Genomic DNA, 16,940 nt, shown 5'->3' with positions numbered 1-16,940 from the left:
TACTTATTTTTATTTTACATCCTGCATTAATTTTTTCACAAGCGGGGAAATCAAAATTAATACCACTCCGGCAATTACCGCGTATAATCCCAATTGTTTATATCCATCGGTATAAGTGATCAAAGCATCATAGTTGGTAGAACCTTCTTTGGTGGTCGCCAAACCTGCCCCGATAATTCCTGCCACATACTGTCCGTAGGCAGAAGCTAAAAACCACATTCCCATCATCATTCCCTGAAGGTTTTTCGTGGAAAGTTTCGTCATGATGGATAATCCAATAGGAGAGAGGCATAGTTCTCCCAACGTGATAACGAGTAAAGCGATGGTAAAGAAATTAAGAGAAGTAATCCCTTGAAGATTGGCAAAAAGTCTCGTTGCGAACAAAATATAGTATCCTAAACCTAAGAAAATGAATCCGAGACCAAATTTAATGATGGTATTCGGTTCAATTTTTCTTTTATTCATCCAGATCCAGAGCAGTCCGATTAACGGAGCTAAAAAGATAATAAAGAATGCTCCTCCGGAATTGTTAACGCCATTCGGATCCAATCCCAATAAATCTTTATTTAAATTTTTTGCTGCGAAAATGCTTAATGAACCTCCGCTTTGCTCATAAATTCCCCAAAATAAAATGGAAAACAGGATGAACACCAGTGCTGCCCAAAGTTTGTTTCGTTCAGCAGGGGTTACTTTGGTCATTTCATAAAATAAATAGATTAAAGTAAGAGGTCCTATTGTCCACATAAAATAATCCGTATATTCTGTTTTGGCAACCATCACCATGATAATCGGAACAAAAAGTAATGATAAAGCATACACTCCGTATTCCTGCCATTTTGGAATAGGCGCAGATTTTGTCTCATTTTCAGGATGTCCCGGCTGAAGTCCGATCGTTCCTAAGCTTCTCTGTGTAAAAACAAAATTTATTAAACTGATGACCATTACCACTGCAGCTAATCCGAATGCAATATTCCATCTTAACATTTCCGGAATTACATCTGATAAAATCTCTCCTTTTCCGATGGCAATACAAAAGTATCCACCCAGTAATGCTCCAAGGTTAATTCCTGCATAGAACAATGAAAATCCGGCATCTGCTCTTGAATCATTCGGTTTATAAAGCTGACCGACCATTGATGAGATATTGGGTTTAAAGAAGCCTGTTCCCACTACAGTAAACGCGATTCCCAGAAAGAAAAACTTATGAGGATCTGTTGCAAGAATTAAACTTCCGACAATCATTAAAAGTCCACCCCAAAACAAAGATTTTCTGAAACCTAAAATTTTATCTGCAAATAAACCTCCGATAAAGGTAAAAGCATAGACGAAAGCCTGCGTTGCACCATATTGAAGATTGGCTTCACTTTCATGAAAATTAAGCTGCGAGATCATGAAAAAGACAAGCATTCCTCTCATTCCGTAGAAGCAGAAGCGTTCCCACATTTCGGAAAAGAAAAGGCTCCAGATCTGTTTTGGATATTTCCCTTTAAAATTTTGTATTTCGTCTAAAGTTAAACTCATAATTGTTTATATGATTATATTTTAATTATATTTTCAGTTTCTGTAATCCATCACAGTGACGTCTCAACGGATGAACATACTAAAATATAAAAAACCTCCGACTTAGCGGAGGTTTTTAATTTATTTTATTTGATGCGGATTAGTTTACACCGTGCATCATTTTCTTTAAGATTGGTGAAATTAACGCCAATATTACTGCAGCAATACCACAAAGAACAACGAATACCATGAAGAATTCAAATAAGTTGTGGATCTCAAATCCTACAAAAGTCGGATTTGCCAACGGCAACTGTGCTTTTTCGAAAGCAGCTACCTGATCTGCATTTAACGTTACTTTTTTATCTAAAACATCCTGAAGATTAATTCCCATTTCCTGTGCCTTAGAGAATTTATCTCCCGTTGCAGGAATCAATGCTCCCAAAGAACCTGCTAAAGCATAACCTGCAGCATTGGAAATAAAGAATACTCCGTATAATAAGGATGCAAATCTTTTTGGAGCCAGCTTACCTACCAAAGATAATCCGATAGGAGATAAACAAAGTTCACCACAAGTCTGGATGAAATACAGTAACATTAACCATTTGATTGCCAATAATCCTGAGTTTCCTAAATCTTTTACGTTATGTGCGATGATGAAGTAACTTAATGCGATTAAAGCCAATCCCATTGCCTGTTTCATCGGGGAAACCGGTTCTTTTCCTTTTGCTCTTAATTTGTCCCAGATCAAACTGAAAGGAACTGCCAAAGCAACAACGAAAATACCGTTGAAAATCTGTACCATCGAAGGAGGCATATTCCATCCTAAAATGTTTCTGTCTGTCTGATTATCAGCGATAAATGTTAATGAAGATCCAGCTTGTTCGAAAGCGGCCCAGAAGAAAATAATGAAGAATGACACGATATAGATTACCCAGATTCTCTGTCTTTCCACTTTATTTTCAGCAGAACTCATAATTAAGAATGCAAGGGAAATTCCGGCTGCATAAATGAAAGGATAAATAATTCCTTTAATAAGCTGTCCCATTTCTACGGCTTTAAACCCGAATTCTCCTACCAAAAGATATCTGAAAGCAAAGAAAAGAATAACGAATAATCCTCCTGTAATTCCTAAAGCGGATCCTGAGAATTTAGCAGTCTGTGTTTCTCCTTCTTCAAAATCTGCGCTTGTATTGTTTTTAGGTAATCCACCGATAGGTCTTCCTTCCGGTGTAACTACATATTTATTTTTAAGAATAAAGAACGTAATGGTACCGATAACCATTGCAATAGAAGCGGCCAAGAATCCCCATTTGAAGGCGAAAATATCTCTTACACCAGTTGTTGCATCTTTTACGTCTCCTACGTACGGACAGATAAACTGTCCTAAGAATGCACCAATGTTAATTCCCATGTAGAAAATCGTAAAGGCAGAGTCTAATTTAGATTTTTCCTGTTTCGGATAAAGGCTCCCTACCATCGAAGAAATATTCGGTTTGAAAAATCCGTTACCGAAAATGATGATGAAAAGAGCAAGCCACATAAACATTTTTGCACTGTCTAAGCTTCCCGAAAACGTAGAAGCACTAATGAAAAGCAAAAACTGACCAATTGCCATTAATGTTCCTCCGATAAGAATTGCATTTCTGTTACCGATATATTTGTCGGCGATGAAACCTCCCAAAAGGGGAGTAAGATAACATAAAGCTAAAAATCCACCATAGATGATTGCTGCATCAGCTTCTTTTATCAATAAGGAATTTACCATGAAGAGCGTTAATAAAGCTCTCATTCCATAAAAGTTGAAACGCTCCCACATTTCTGTTCCGAAAAGAACCCATAACCCTTTCGGATGTCTGGAATTCTTGTTCTCTACAAATTCATCCGGTTTCGGACTCAATGCTTCAGTATTATCCATTTTTATTGTTAATTTTTGTTAAGACTGACAAATATAGTTTTTTTTGTGTTTTCAGCAAGGTTTTAATTTTATATTTAAATAAAAAAGCCGCAGAATAATTCCGCAGCTTGATTTTCTGTATTGTGAACAGGGATTAATGCCCTTTTTCTTTCATGATTTTGTTTAATCTTTTCAGCATGGATAAACCTAAAAGGGTTGCAAAGATCAGCAAAGCAAAGTTCACTAAAAAGTAATTCATTTTATTGTCGTAATTGTACCACGTACTGGCTAAAATTCCGGAAAGTTTGTTTCCTACGGAGTTGGCAAGGAAAAATCCGCCCATCATCAACGCTGTAATTCTTGCAGGAGAAAGTTTGGAAACGAAGGATAATCCCATTGGTGAAAGACATAATTCTCCTACGGTAATGACTCCATAACTTGCAACAAGCCACCACGGCGAAACTTTTACAGCGCCGTTATCTCCTGCCCAGACTGCTAAAACCATCACTAAACAGGATAATCCTGAAATGAAAAGTCCCAAAACAATTTTTGTAGGCGTCAAAGGCTCTTTTCCTTTTCGTCTTAATAATGCCCAGAAACCTACTACAACCGGCGTTAATGCGATTACCCAAAAAGGATTGATCGACTGAAACAATTCTGTATTGTAAAGATAAGTTTTCGCCTGAGGATTTTTTTCCAGTTCTGCACGTTGTTCGGGAGAAATATTTTTAAAATAAACATCTTTTCCCTTAACTTTTATTGTGTTTCCGTCTTTATCTTTCTGAGACTGGAACTGGTCGTCATAAACAGGAACTTCTTGGTCTTCATAACTTTTTCCGTCTACCATGTAAATGCTTTCCAAAGGTTTTTCCATGACGGCAGGAACGCTTCGGTCTGTGTAATAATTTGCCCATCTTGTTAAAGCTGTTCCGTTCTGTTTGAAAACTGCCCAGAAAAACATACTGATCAGGAAAACCGATAATAAGGCTCCGATCGACGATTTTTCGTCCGGTTTTGCCTTAAAATAAAGGGAAGCATAGAAATAAATAACAGGAACGCAGGCAAAAATAAAGGCATCTGTATTGTCGCTTCCGAAAATATTTCCGGGAATGATCCAGCCGATTGCTCCTGCAATAATTGCCGGTAAGAATACTTTCATTAATATTTCAGAAAGTTTGGTATCTCCTTCCTGAACAGGCTTCATCTGAGCAGCATGAATGTAGTGTTTTCTGCCGATGGTAAAGATAATTAATCCGACCAGCATTCCGACTCCGGCGGTGATGAAGGCTTCACCCCAGCCGAATTTGTTTCGCATGAATGCCGCAATAATGTTGCAGATAAATGCACCGATATTGATTCCCATGTAAAAAATATTGTATCCGGAATCTTTATTGGCTTTATAAGGTTCTTCGGAATATAGATTTCCAAGCAAAGTTGAAATAGTAGGTTTAAAGAAACCGTTTCCGATGATAATGAGTGCTAAAGAAGAATAAAATAAAGTAAGATCTTTAAAAATCCCCATTCCGATATATCCTGCAGCCATCAGAACGCCTCCGATATAAATGGATTTGATGTATCCTAAAACTCTGTCCGCAAGAAATCCTCCGATAAAAGGAGTTAAATACGTCAAAGCAATATAGGTTCCGAAAATATCGTCTGCGGTTTTGTCGGGAAGTCCGAGACCGCCTTTTGCTCCGGTAGGCTCAATAACATACAATACAAAAATTCCGAGGATAAGATAGTACCCGAAACGCTCCCACATTTCCGTAAAGAAGAGGAAAGGCAATCCTTTAGGATGTTTAGTCTTCATAGTTTACAAATTTCAAATTTCACAAATATAGAATTTTAAAAATAATAATCGAATTTTATTAACTTTGATGGAAATAAAGATGAAGAAAATGGAAATTACGTTAAAAGATTTAGAAGATAACATCAGAACACTTCCTGAAAATTTTTATGAAGAGGTGAATGATTTTATTGATTTTTTGAAGACAAAATATAACAGAACAGATGAAAATGATTGGTCGGGAATAATATCCGAGCCTCAAAGAGAATCAATAAAAAAAGGAGTTGATGACATAGAAAACGACAGAACTTTAAGTCATGAATCTGCTCAGAAGAAAATCAAAGATTATATTGCTTCAAAGAAATAATAATGGAAATTATTTGGTCTGAAGAAACTTTAAAGAATTATTTAAAGGTAATTGATTATTTGTTTGAAAACTGGACAATTAAAGAAATCGAAAGATTTGAAAATCATTTTAATAGATTGATTGATAATCTGAAAAGTAATGCTGCGATTTGCCCAAAATCTAAGATACTTAATTTAAGAAAATGTATAATTGATGAAAACAATTCTTTAATCTATCAGGAAATAAACAATAAAATTTTTCTCGTAACGATTATTGATAATAGGAGTTTTCATTTTTACTAATAAAAAATCCGGATCTAAACTTTAGATCCGGATTTTTTTATGCTTAAATTTTCGAATTATAAATTCTCCAAAATAAAATCAGTCATTTTCTGATACAGTTGTGGTCTTGTCTGTCCGCCATAAATTCCGTGGTTTTTATCCGGATAAGCCATAAAATCAAACTGTTTTTTGTTCTGGATCAAAGCTTCCGAGAATTCCATTGAATTTTGGAAATGTACATTATCATCAGCAGTTCCGTGGATTAATAAGAATTTCCCTTTCAATAAATTTGCATATTCAGTCGGGGAGTTTTTATCGTATCCGTCAGGATTTTCCTGTGGTGTTCTCATGAATCTTTCCGTGTAAACAGAATCATAATATCTCCAGTTCGTTACCGGCGCCACTGCGATTCCCATTTTGAAAACATCGGCTCCTTTTGTCATTGCCAGACTCGTCATATACCCTCCGAAACTCCATCCGAACATTCCGATTCTGGATTTATCAATGTATGATTGATTTCCGAACCATTTTGCTGCCGCGATCTGATCTTCAATTTCATATTTCCCTAAATTCATGTACGTTACTTTCTTGAATTTAGCGCCTTTATAACCTGTTCCGCGTCCGTCGACACAAGCTACGATATATCCTTTCTGAGCAAGCATTTCAAACCATATTCCGTTTCCGTTATCCCATGAATTAGCAACCTGCTGAGAACCGGGACCAGAATACTGGAACATAAACAATGGATATTTTTTGTTTTTATCAAAGTTTTTAGGCTTGATGATCCACGCATTCATCTGATCTCCCGCTTCATTCGGAATGGTGATAAATTCTTTTTCTACGAAATTATCAGCTTTTAATTTCTGTAGCTGAGCTTCATTATTCTGAAGTTCTTTTACCGTTTTACCGTTTCCGTCCTTTAAAACATAAGTATAAGGTTTTGCAGCCGTAGAAGAAGTTTCGATGAAATAATTATAGTTTTTGCTGAAATTGGCAGAATTATTTCCTTCAGCATTTGAAATCAACTGGGATTTTCCGTTTTCGATATTTACTTTGGAAACTACTTTGTTGATGCTTCCTTTTTCTGTGGTCTGAATGTAGATCTCCTTTGATTTTGGATTAAATCCGTAATAATCTGTTACTTCCCAGTTTCCTTTCGTAACCTGTTTTTTCAGTTTACCATCTTTGTCGTACCAGTATAAATGGCGGTTACCGTCTCTTTCGGAGCCCCAAAGGAAAGAATTGTCCTCTAAAAATTCCAGAGTCGGGCTGTCTGTATCGATCCATTTTTCATCGGTTTCGGTGAATAATTTCTGTACAGCTCCTGTTTTTGTATTTACTTTTAAAACATCAGAAGCGTTCTGAATTCTGTCTGAAGTAATTAAAACAATTTCGTCCGGTTTTGCCGTCTGAATTACATTCGGAATATAATAATGCTTGAAACTGTCTAAATTAACGGTTGTCTTTTTACCGTCACTCAACTGATAAATATGTGCTGAAGCAACAGAGTTTTTTTCTCCTGCTTTTGGATATTTGTAACGCATTTCGCTTGGATAAAGCGTTTTGCCATAAATCGGAATATAGATTTCCGGAACTTCCGTTTCGTCTAATTTTACGAAAAGAATCGCATCCGAGTTCTTTGTCCATTCGTACAGTCTTGCGTGTCCGAATTCTTCTTCATAAACCCAGTCAGCAAGTCCGTTTAAAATTTTATTTTTAACACCATGCTGCGTAATCTGTGTGATTTTTCCGGAATTCAGATCCTGATAAAAAAGATTATTATCTGCAATGAAAGCCACTTTTGTAGCATCCGGTGAAAATCTTGGCTCCTGAACAAATTTTCCTTCATTAAGGCTTACTGTTTTTCCGGATTTAAGATCTTTTACTTCATATTTTCCTAAAAACGAATGTCTGTAAATCGGTTCACTGTCTTTCAGTAACAAAATTTTAGATTCATCATCAGAAAATTCATAGCTCTGGAACTGTCCGTCCACAAGGTTTCCTTCTTTTTGAGAAGTTTTGTAAGAATATTTTGCAATTCCTCCCTGTTCGATAACCAGATAATTTTCACCGTTTTTCATGGAGGTAATTCCGGCAATGCCTTTTCCGCGGTAATATCCTGAATATATTTTATCTAAAGTAATTTCCTGAGCGGATAAACTTTGAAATGCCACAGCAACTGTAAGCGTTAGTAAGAATTTTTTCATTTCTAATTTTAAAAGATTTCAAATTTAATAATTCTTTACTAAGATGACAATATAAAAGAAACTAACGTGAATTTTTATAATATTACTAATTTTTTTATTATTAATTATTCAAAGAATAAATTATTTCATTAATCATTTTTTGTTAAAAGTTACCACATAAAGTATTATTTTTGTGAAAAACTGAGATATAAATGAAATTTTCCCTTATTGAGAACAAAATTTATTTTGTTCTCATACCCATTATGCTTACATTAAAAATGCAGGCACAAGTATCGTCTTCTTCAGAGATTGATGAAATACAGAAAAATATCCTTATAACAGAAAATAATTCAGAAGATTTTAGAAATAGAATTATTCTTCAGAAAAGTAGTATCGATAAATCCCGAAAGATTAATTATTTGAAAGGTGAAATTACCGGTTATCTCAATTTAGCTGAGATGTATCAAGAAATTAACAGACCGGAAGAATGTTTTTATTTTTTAAATAAAGCTGAAGAAAAACTGAAATATTTTAACAGCGCCGAATTACAGGCAAAGCTGAATCTTCTCTACGGAACCTATTATCATGGTGTTCAGCTTCATCAGCAGGCTATCAAAAAATTTAATCAGTCATTAAATTATGTTTATAAGATTGATGATGAAAACCTGCAAAATAAATTCAGATACAGTATTTACGAAGGCAAAAGATCAAGTTTTGAGTCTTTAAACCAAATGGATTCGGTGTATAATAATGAAAGAAAATGTATGATCTCGCCGATGCTGTATGTAACAATAGCAAACAGACATCTGAAAAAAGGCTATGTGGATTCTGCAAAGTATTTTATTGATAAAGCTAATAAAATGTCTTTGGCTAAAGATGCTTCCAACAAAGATAAATCCATTGTATTGCAGGCTTACGGAAAGGTATACATCAAGAAAGGAGAAAATAAAAAAGCCTTAAAATATCTTTTTCAATCTCTTGAGCTTACTAAAAATAAAAATTTCTATAAAGTAGATTTGGAAACATATAAGCTTTTGTATGAAGCATATGGAAATCTGGATAATCTTCAAAAAGAAAATGAGTATATGGGAAAGTATACTGCATTGAATGACAGCTTGATTTTGGCAGAAAAAAAACAATCTTATCTTCCTTTGGAAGAACTGGAAAAACGCCTCAGCGATCAGAATGAGCAGAATAAAAAGAATAGATACAGTTTTTATTATATTATTGCTGCCATTATTGCCATAAGTACAATTACTATTCTCATACTGACAAAGATTTTTACAAAAAAAGAAAAGGAAAAAAATAACATTATCGATCAAAAGCTTAATGAGACAGATGATTTAAAGAAAAAACTTGCTGTACCAATTGAAGATGTTGTACATCTCGCCATAGATGATGATCCTTGCTTTTTAATCAAGTTTAAAGAACTGTATTCCGATTTTTATAATAATCTTCTGTCAGAATTTCCTCATCTCACAAATAATGATATGAAGTTTCTCGCTTTGATAAAATTAAAGTTTTCCAATAAAGAAATTGCAGAGTATGCTCATATTTCGATAAGAACCGTAGAGTCTAAAAAATACAGATTGCGAAAAAAAATTGGTCTCGATCCGGATGTTGATTTTAATAAATGGGTCATCAATAGATAGTATTCCGTTTAATTTTTTTAATTCTTAAATATTTGATTTTCATTTTTTTAATGTGTTGCAGTGTAAATGCAGTGCTATAGCTTTTTACAAAGTTTATAACTTTACAAAGCAAACTTTTTTTAAAAACACTGAGATAACTTTTAAATTAAAAAACTATGAAGAACAAAACAATTATTATGATTATGATTGGGATTTTACTTCCATTATTATCATTCTCTCAAGTGGGGGTTAATAATGCAAATCCTCAGGGAACTTTTCATGTAGATGGTGCTAAAGATAATCCTGCGCTTGGAGTTCCGTCTGCTTCACAGCAACTCAATGATTTTACAGTTGCCAACGATGGAAAAGTGGGGATAGGAACATCAACACCCAATACGAAATTAACCATTACGACTCCGGATAACAGCTTTGGGATAAATAATACAAACGGAACAATTAGCTTAAGATCATATCTTGGCGGTGGTGCAGCATCGTTTGGTACAACAACACTGCATGATTTCAAATTGCAGACCAACGGTACTTCCAGAATTATGGTAACTTCCAATGGAAATGTGGGAATAAATAACGATCTTCCCACAGAGACACTCGATGTAAAAGGAAACATTTCATTATCTTCGAATGGGGGAGTAGCTCCATCAATAAAATTTTACGAAAATAGTGCTAATGGACTTAATAAAATAACTGTAAAAGCACCGGAAAATTTGGCGGCAGACGGAACCTTTGTACTTCCTTCTAATGCTCCAAGCAATGGATATGCTGTGGTTGCGGATACCAACGGAAATACAAGTTGGATGCCTGTTAATCGTTCCGATACCTCTATAGCTTCTATAGCTTATGTAAATGGTACAGTATACCCTTATATAGGACCAACTGAAAATGCTGTTTTGTCTTTTAGAGCTTTTCAGCAATTTGATACTGTAATTACTGATCCCCAAGGTCTTTTCGACTTTGGAACTGGGAGATATACAGTTCCACAAGATGGAAACTACTATATATCGGCTTATATAGTTCCAAATGCTAATCCAACAATAAATAAGCAAAATTTTTATTACCCTGTGAATCTTGAGGTTAGGAAAAATTGTACAGGTACGAATCCTGCTTCAGGTACTGTTGTATTGGATAACTCTACAATTAGATATGCTACCCCAGGAGTTGCTAGTATTAGATATACACTTGGATTAAGCGGATTGGTAAGACTACAAAAGAATGATACTTTAAATTTAGCTATTTTTTTGAGTGGATATAATGTAGGATCCGCAGCTACTGAGGGACAGTCTTTTCCCGCAACTTTTACATATGCATCTGGTGTTACTTATAAAGCAGTATTTAGTGTAACCGCCCTTTAACTCGAATGATCTTCTGATTCTAAAAATACAAAACTAATCTCTGTAAAACATTCTTTTTTAAGAATGTTTTTTTATATACATAGGGTTTGGCAGAAAATTGGATGTATCCATAACAATCAAATTAAAATATAATTATGGAAACGAATGCTTTTAACCAAAAACTGAACCGATACGAACTGGATGATAGAATAATATATACAGGATTTTCAAGCTATAAAGACGCACAGGAATGTGCCGATAAAAAAGGAGGAGAACTGGTTGAAGTGGGCTTCAAAGACGGAAATGATAACCCTGAAATCTGTAATGAAGCCGGACTGATAGAAAAAAAATTGCATTATTTCGTAGACGCGGGAGATGAATATAAATTTATCCATTCTTCAGATCCCGGATTCAGAAAATATGCCGATGAATTACAGAAGATTAAAGCGAAACTACAGCAGTCTCCACCCGATGAAAGATACATCGCCAATTTTGAAATCGAAAATACAGAAGACCCGATTGTAGTGATAAAAAATGATCATTTTGAATCGGTAACTTCCAGAGAGCGTTCTAAATATCTGAAGCACGCCCAAGTGTATGAAATTGCTGTGTCTTTACCTAAATCTTAAAAATAAATAATATGAGCAGGACAAAATATTCAGAAAAAGCTCAGGATAAAATAGGAAAAGTAATGCACGAATTCAAGGAAGGAAAGCTGAAATCTTCTTCCGGAGAAAAAGTGACGAGCAGAAAACAGGCAGTCGCCATCGGAATTTCTGAAGCGAAACAGGAGGGCTTAAAAGTCCCTAAAAAGAAAAAAGATTAACCTAAATAAACAAGGCTTGGAAAATTTTTCCAAGCCTTTTTGTTTCATTTATTGAACCATTAAGATTGATTTAAGAAGTTAAGCTAAATTAAGATGAATCATTTCTGATTTTAATGTAGCGTCACCAAAACTTAAATAATGCTTAACTTCTTAAATCGACCTTAACGGTTTAAAAGCTTATTAACAATTAACAATTAACAATTAACTTTAATCATTATACATAATTCTGTAATATTCATCCGCCATTCTGTCGCTGTTAAACTGATCTTTCACTTCATTCATAGAATTGTACTGGATTTTTCTCCACTGATCCGGCTTGTCATAGTACGTAGGAAGAATTTCATTTTCCAGAATTTCGTATAATTTGTTAAGATCATAATTATCCTGTTCGTAGATGCTCATGTTGGCATAATCTGCTTTCGGAACCACAAAAGAATTTTCTCCATGTTTAGCAAATTCAGGGATCCATCCGTCATCTGTGGAAAGATTTACAGAACCATTCATGGAAGCCGTCATTCCGGAGGTTCCGGAAGCTTCTCTCGGAACTCTCGGATTATTCAGCCAAAGATCAGAACCCTGCTTTAAAGATTTACTCAAAGACAACTCATATCCTGTAAGAACTGCCATATTTTTATGATTTTTGCTTTCCTCCACCAGAGAATTGAATGTAGAAATCGCAGAATAATCCATCGGATAAGGTTTTCCTGCCCAAATGATCTGAACCGGATATTTCGGATGATTCAACAGCTTGTAGAATCTGTCTTTATCGTGTAAAAGCAGATCGGCACGCTTATACCCTGCAAATCTTCTCGCCCAGACAATGGTGAAAACATTTGGATTGAATAAATTTCCGGTCTGGTCGGCTACGATTTTAAATAATCTTTTCTTTAAATGTTTCTTACGGTAATCGAAAACTGTTTCGTCGTTTTCGTCTTTTGCATTGTAAAGCGGTTTGTCTGCCCAATATTTGAATTCCTGCGCATTGGTAATTGAAGTAATCTCACAGATTCCCGGATATTTGCTCCACATTGCTCTGGAAACCACTCCATGAAGCTGAGAAACTCCGTTTGCTATTCTTGCCATTTTCAACGCGCAAAGCGAATGGTTGAAACGGTCGTCATCAGAACCTTCGATATTTTTTACCTCTTCCATACTGAATCCTGAAAAATAAGACATATCATAACATAGTCTCATATTGTGCTTTTCATTTCCAGCTTCTTCAGGAGTGTGCGTGGTAAAAACCAGCTTTTCTTTCACTTTATTCAGGTTTCCGTTGTATTTTTTCAGCAGATGGAACGCAGCAGGAAGTCCGTGAGCTTCATTTAAATGATAAACATCTCTTTCAATGTTCATTTCATCCAGCAATTTAGCGCCTCCTTTTCCTAGAAGAATGTACTGTGCCAGTTTTGTAGATTCATTGGCATCATACAGTTTATGACAGATGGTTTTAGAAATGTGGTCATTTTCAGGAACATCCGTTGACAGGAAAAACATTGGAGCCGTGTGGAAAATCTCAGGATCAAGGTACCATACTTTTACCCAAACCGGAGCGCTGTGGATTTCTATCTGAAATTTTATGCCGGTGTCTTCCAGAAAGCTGTACATTTTCTTCGTCCATGTCGGTTGTAACGTCTGATCATGATTTCTTGCCTGATCGTAATACCCGAATTTCCATAAAATCCCGATTCCGATAAGATCCTGTTTCAGATTGTAAGCACTTCTCATGTGGGAACCCGCCAGAAATCCTAATCCTCCCGAATATATTTTCAGCACCTGCTCAATCGCAAATTCCATAGAAAAATAAGCAACTTTCTTGGAATACTGCGGATTTACGCTAAAAGGTATTTTAAAATTTTTAAAATCCATGTGTAACAGTTTATTAAGTGAGGAGGCAAAGGTATTAATTATGAAAATAAACTCTACATTAATTATTTTATAAATTAACGTTAAAAATACTTTTTGAATCTGTTTTTTATTTACCTTTAATAGGTAATTTTTTGATAATCAAAACTTCATGATCTGAAACCGGAAGTTTTATGTGTTCCATAACAATAAAATAATAAGCACATGAAAAAGGCATTTTCTGATGAAGATTTAATTAAAAATCTGAGCTTATATTATCTGAACCGACACTTGAAAAAGAAGCCGATAGAAAAGTATCACCGTAAGATCGACGAATCTCCGCTTCACGACCGCGAAAAATATAAAAAGAAAGCGGAAATTTTACTGCTCAATTCTTTCATGCACCATTTTCCTGAAGTTAAATTTGAAGATTTAACCTGCGAAAGTCCCGACTTTATCGCAAAATTCAACGACAAGAAAATCGGAATCGAACTTACCGAAGTGATCAATCATCTTGAAATGAAGAAAGTTGAAAGCAATCTGAACAAGATTTTCCGTCAGGCAGAAATATTATTGGAACAGGAAGACACTACGAAATTTCGTGGTGTTTATTTTTTAGAATTTCACTCAAATATCAAACTTGATTCTCTGGAAAATCAGCAGGAAATTATTTTAAATATCTGTAAAAGCATCAAAAAAGGAAAACCTGTAGGAAATGTGAAAGGAATCCGAAAGTCTTTCCACCGTAGAAATGTTTTTATTACCCATGAATACAATATGAATCTTTTTGATGAATTATGTTCTGAGAAAATTGTAGAGCTGATTGAAAAAAAGAACGAAAAATTTCCTTACTACGATACTTCGGTCGACGAATGTTGGCTCGTTATTGTTTCGGATATGAATTCCATCGCCTCACGCTATACTTTTATTCAGGATAAAGAACATCTGCAAAAGGTAAAAAGCCCTTTTCACAAGATTTTTCATCTCGAAAATCTTTGCGGAAATATCACAAGTATCAAGTAGTAGCTGAAAATATTTCATTTTTAATCAGCTTTTATTGAATTATTTTCGTTGAATCTATTATTTTTAATTGGAATTGTTTATATTTGATAGACAGCAAATTACCGCACAAATTAATAACCAAATTCAACATGATATGAAAAAAACTCTACTTCTTTTCTTGCTTTTTATTTCATCTTTTATTTTCGCTCAGGCAGACTGTTCATCAGCACTTGCGGTATGCGGAAATTCCAGTATAACGTATTCTCCGACGGGAATCGGGGCCGTTAATGAAAATTTAGGAGGATGTTTATCTTCCGGTGAGCACAATTCAATCTGGTATAAATTTACCATTGCAACAGGCGGAACGCTTACTTTCGATCTCGTTCCTACAGATCCGGGAGCAGATTACGACTGGGCGATTTACGGACCGAATGTGAACTGTGCAAGTCTTGGTTTTCCGGTTCGCTGTAATGCAGCCACCGTTATCGGAGTCGGAGCTTCTACAGGCATGAATATGACGAGCACCATCATTAGTGCTGCAGGAGGATCGTTAACACCTTACTGTAAATATATGGATGTTTTACCGGGGCAGACTTACTATTTGTACATAGATAACTGGGTAGATGTTTTTAATCCTACAATGGCTCCGTTTTCTCTAAATTGGGGAGGAACGGCAACACTGGCTTCGCCGTTTACAGATCCTAACATTCAGACTTATCCATTTACTCCGCCGGGAGTTCCGGCTGCCAATCCTGCCAATCCAAGAGAAATTATTGTCTGCGAAAATCCCATGGTTTTTAATTTCAGTACCTTGTCTTCCGGTATTCTTAATGGCAACAGCAATTTCCAGATCAGTTATCATACTTCACAGAATGAAGCACTTTCCGGAGCAAATCCTATTGTGTCACCGATTACCGTTAATACTGCCACAACATATTATTACAGTATCCATTATCAGGATCCTGCAAACCCGAATAACCCTATTAATTCCTGCAGACAGGTGGGAGCTTTCAAATTTAAATACGGAAATATTTCAGGAACCAATGTTACGCTCTACAGCTGTAATAACAACAATGCCGGAACCGGAACTTACGATTTAACTTCCGCTGCTGTTTTTGGAGATCCTACCGCAGTAAAGGTTTATTATAATTCACTTTCAGATCTTAATGCGGGAATAAATCCCATTACAAACATCACTAATTTCGTTTCGGCAGAAGGAACGGTGTATGTTAAAATTACTTCTCAATATGGTTGTGTAGCTATTGCACAGATTATTCTGAAATTTTATCCGGTTGTTGTGGTTACCGAGGCCACTTTAAGAACCTGCTTTATTGAGTCCAATCCTTCAACGGGAGCATTTAATCTCAGTCTTGCAGCCGTCACCACGCAAAGCGGAACGACTAAAAAATATTATCCTTCTTTAGCAGATGCCCAAAACGGAACCAATGAAATTGTATTATTCTCAAATTACATCGCTCCAAATGGCGTTATTTACATCAAAGTATTTAATTCTAACAATTGTTTTGCAATTGCGAAAGTGAATTTAGTAGTCATTCAGCCGGTATATTCCAATGTCCTGAAAGACAAAATTATCTGTATGGAAGACCGAACCACACTGGATGCAGGTTCCGGATTTACGAGTTATGAGTGGAGTACAGGTGCAACGACACAGACCATCAATAATGTAGGAGTAGGAACGTATTGGGTGAAATTAAAAAGCGGCGACTGTATTACCAAGCAAAGTGTAAAAGTATATGCATCGGAACAGCCGGTAATTTCATCAGTTGATATTACCAATAATACCATAACGGTAGATGTTTCAGGTGGAACCGCTCCGTACAAATATTCTCTTGACGGAATCAAATGGCAGGATTCTAACGTATTTACAAACCTTCCGAGAGGAGACAGCAGAGTTTTTGTAAAAGATGCCTACAATTGTGAACCGATTGATATTACTGTGGTTGTTCCTAATTTGGTAAATGTAATTACACCAAACGGAGACGGAGTGAATGATGTGATCGATTATTCAGCTTTAGGATACAAACAGAATTTGGTATTGAGTGTTTTCGACAGATACGGAACGCTTGTTTTTAAGGCGGATAAATTCAGAAATTATACGTGGGACGGAACCATCGGAGGCAAAAAAGTCCCAACAGGAACTTACTGGTATTCGGTTTCTTGGAACGAAAATGATAAGAAGAACACCTTATTCAAGTATTCCGGCTGGGTAATGGTAAAAAACAGAGAATAATTTTCAGAACTCAATAGAAAACCGTTGCCTGTGTAACGGTTTTTGTTTT

13 protein-coding genes are annotated in these 16,940 nt (G+C 35.6%); 8 read left to right on the top strand and 5 right to left on the bottom strand.

Annotated elements, in window-relative coordinates:
• Positions 1 to 9: 9 nt before the first annotated feature.
• From H6W53_RS10575 to H6W53_RS10565, 3 genes are all read right to left on the bottom strand, one after another.
• Positions 10 to 1,521, bottom strand: coding sequence for a peptide MFS transporter (locus H6W53_RS10575; RefSeq protein ID WP_185206668.1), 1,512 nt, complete (start codon positions 1,519 to 1,521; stop codon positions 10 to 12).
• 139 nt (positions 1,522 to 1,660) lie between these two features.
• Positions 1,661 to 3,415, bottom strand: a complete 1,755-nt coding sequence (locus H6W53_RS10570; RefSeq protein WP_185206666.1) for a peptide MFS transporter — start codon at positions 3,413 to 3,415, stop codon at positions 1,661 to 1,663.
• Positions 3,416 to 3,548: 133 nt separating this feature from the next.
• On the bottom strand, positions 3,549 to 5,204 hold the full coding sequence (locus tag H6W53_RS10565) for a peptide MFS transporter (RefSeq protein WP_185206664.1): 1,656 nt from the start codon (positions 5,202 to 5,204) through the stop codon (positions 3,549 to 3,551).
• A gap of 88 nt (positions 5,205 to 5,292) precedes the next feature.
• On the opposite strand from H6W53_RS10565, the gene H6W53_RS10560 reads away from it, so the two are divergent.
• Positions 5,293 to 5,547, top strand: a complete 255-nt coding sequence (locus tag H6W53_RS10560) for a DUF2281 domain-containing protein (protein WP_194304464.1) — start codon at positions 5,293 to 5,295, stop codon at positions 5,545 to 5,547.
• Between the two features lie 2 nt (positions 5,548 to 5,549).
• Entirely contained in the window at positions 5,550 to 5,828 is a 279-nt protein-coding gene (locus H6W53_RS10555; protein ID WP_185206662.1) for a type II toxin-antitoxin system RelE/ParE family toxin, read from the top strand.
• Between the two features lie 56 nt (positions 5,829 to 5,884).
• Here the strand turns inward: H6W53_RS10555 and H6W53_RS10550 are convergent, their stop codons facing one another.
• Positions 5,885 to 8,014 carry a S9 family peptidase gene (locus H6W53_RS10550; RefSeq protein ID WP_185206660.1) on the bottom strand — a complete coding sequence of 710 codons (2,130 nt, stop codon included), beginning with the start codon at positions 8,012 to 8,014 and terminating at the stop codon, positions 5,885 to 5,887.
• Between the two features lie 257 nt (positions 8,015 to 8,271).
• On the opposite strand from H6W53_RS10550, the gene H6W53_RS10545 reads away from it, so the two are divergent.
• The 4 genes from H6W53_RS10545 to H6W53_RS10530 all read left to right on the top strand — a co-directional run bounded on the left by H6W53_RS10545 (position 8,272) and on the right by H6W53_RS10530 (position 11,796).
• Positions 8,272 to 9,645, top strand: a complete 1,374-nt coding sequence (locus tag H6W53_RS10545; RefSeq protein ID WP_185206657.1) for a LuxR C-terminal-related transcriptional regulator — start codon at positions 8,272 to 8,274, stop codon at positions 9,643 to 9,645.
• A gap of 221 nt (positions 9,646 to 9,866) precedes the next feature.
• On the top strand, positions 9,867 to 10,991 hold the full coding sequence (locus H6W53_RS10540) for a hypothetical protein (RefSeq protein ID WP_185206655.1): 1,125 nt from the start codon (positions 9,867 to 9,869) through the stop codon (positions 10,989 to 10,991).
• A 134-nt stretch (positions 10,992 to 11,125) separates the two neighbouring features.
• Entirely contained in the window at positions 11,126 to 11,599 is a 474-nt protein-coding gene (locus H6W53_RS10535; RefSeq protein WP_185206653.1) for a hypothetical protein, read from the top strand.
• Between the two features lie 11 nt (positions 11,600 to 11,610).
• Positions 11,611 to 11,796, top strand: coding sequence for a DUF6496 domain-containing protein (locus tag H6W53_RS10530; RefSeq protein WP_087712024.1), 186 nt, complete (start codon positions 11,611 to 11,613; stop codon positions 11,794 to 11,796).
• 207 nt (positions 11,797 to 12,003) lie between these two features.
• On the opposite strand, the gene glgP is transcribed toward H6W53_RS10530, so the two are convergent.
• Positions 12,004 to 13,662 carry an alpha-glucan family phosphorylase gene (gene glgP, locus H6W53_RS10525; RefSeq protein WP_185206651.1) on the bottom strand — a complete coding sequence of 553 codons (1,659 nt, stop codon included), beginning with the start codon at positions 13,660 to 13,662 and terminating at the stop codon, positions 12,004 to 12,006.
• Between the two features lie 201 nt (positions 13,663 to 13,863).
• Between glgP and H6W53_RS10520 the strand changes: the two genes are divergently transcribed.
• Both H6W53_RS10520 and H6W53_RS10515 read left to right on the top strand, forming a co-directional pair.
• A complete protein-coding gene (locus tag H6W53_RS10520) occupies positions 13,864 to 14,661 on the top strand; it encodes a hypothetical protein (protein WP_185206649.1) in 798 nt (265 codons plus the stop codon).
• A 133-nt stretch (positions 14,662 to 14,794) separates the two neighbouring features.
• Positions 14,795 to 16,891 carry a T9SS type B sorting domain-containing protein gene (locus H6W53_RS10515; protein WP_185206647.1) on the top strand — a complete coding sequence of 699 codons (2,097 nt, stop codon included), beginning with the start codon at positions 14,795 to 14,797 and terminating at the stop codon, positions 16,889 to 16,891.
• Positions 16,892 to 16,940 lie beyond the last annotated feature (49 nt).

The sequence above is a fragment of the Chryseobacterium sp. C3 genome (genome assembly GCF_014218905.1).
GTDB lineage: Bacteria > Bacteroidota > Bacteroidia > Flavobacteriales > Weeksellaceae > Chryseobacterium > Chryseobacterium mucoviscidosis.
This window is presented reverse-complemented; position numbering and strand designations above follow the sequence as displayed.

Excerpts from the sequence above, each read along its gene's own strand:
- H6W53_RS10575 (WP_185206668.1), bottom strand. The coding sequence starts at position 1,521 with ATGAGTTTAACTTTAGACGAAATACAAAATTTTAAAGGGAAATATCCA.
- H6W53_RS10570 (WP_185206666.1), bottom strand. The coding sequence starts at position 3,415 with ATGGATAATACTGAAGCATTGAGTCCGAAACCGGATGAATTTGTAGAG.
- H6W53_RS10565 (WP_185206664.1), bottom strand. The coding sequence starts at position 5,204 with ATGAAGACTAAACATCCTAAAGGATTGCCTTTCCTCTTCTTTACGGAA.
- H6W53_RS10560 (WP_194304464.1), top strand. The coding sequence starts at position 5,293 with ATGGAAATTACGTTAAAAGATTTAGAAGATAACATCAGAACACTTCCT.
- H6W53_RS10555 (WP_185206662.1), top strand. The coding sequence starts at position 5,550 with ATGGAAATTATTTGGTCTGAAGAAACTTTAAAGAATTATTTAAAGGTA.
- H6W53_RS10550 (WP_185206660.1), bottom strand. The coding sequence starts at position 8,014 with ATGAAAAAATTCTTACTAACGCTTACAGTTGCTGTGGCATTTCAAAGT.
- H6W53_RS10545 (WP_185206657.1), top strand. The coding sequence starts at position 8,272 with ATGCAGGCACAAGTATCGTCTTCTTCAGAGATTGATGAAATACAGAAA.
- H6W53_RS10535 (WP_185206653.1), top strand. The coding sequence starts at position 11,126 with ATGGAAACGAATGCTTTTAACCAAAAACTGAACCGATACGAACTGGAT.
- H6W53_RS10530 (WP_087712024.1), top strand. The coding sequence starts at position 11,611 with ATGAGCAGGACAAAATATTCAGAAAAAGCTCAGGATAAAATAGGAAAA.
- glgP (WP_185206651.1), bottom strand. The coding sequence starts at position 13,662 with ATGGATTTTAAAAATTTTAAAATACCTTTTAGCGTAAATCCGCAGTAT.
- H6W53_RS10520 (WP_185206649.1), top strand. The coding sequence starts at position 13,864 with ATGAAAAAGGCATTTTCTGATGAAGATTTAATTAAAAATCTGAGCTTA.
- H6W53_RS10515 (WP_185206647.1), top strand. The coding sequence starts at position 14,795 with ATGAAAAAAACTCTACTTCTTTTCTTGCTTTTTATTTCATCTTTTATT.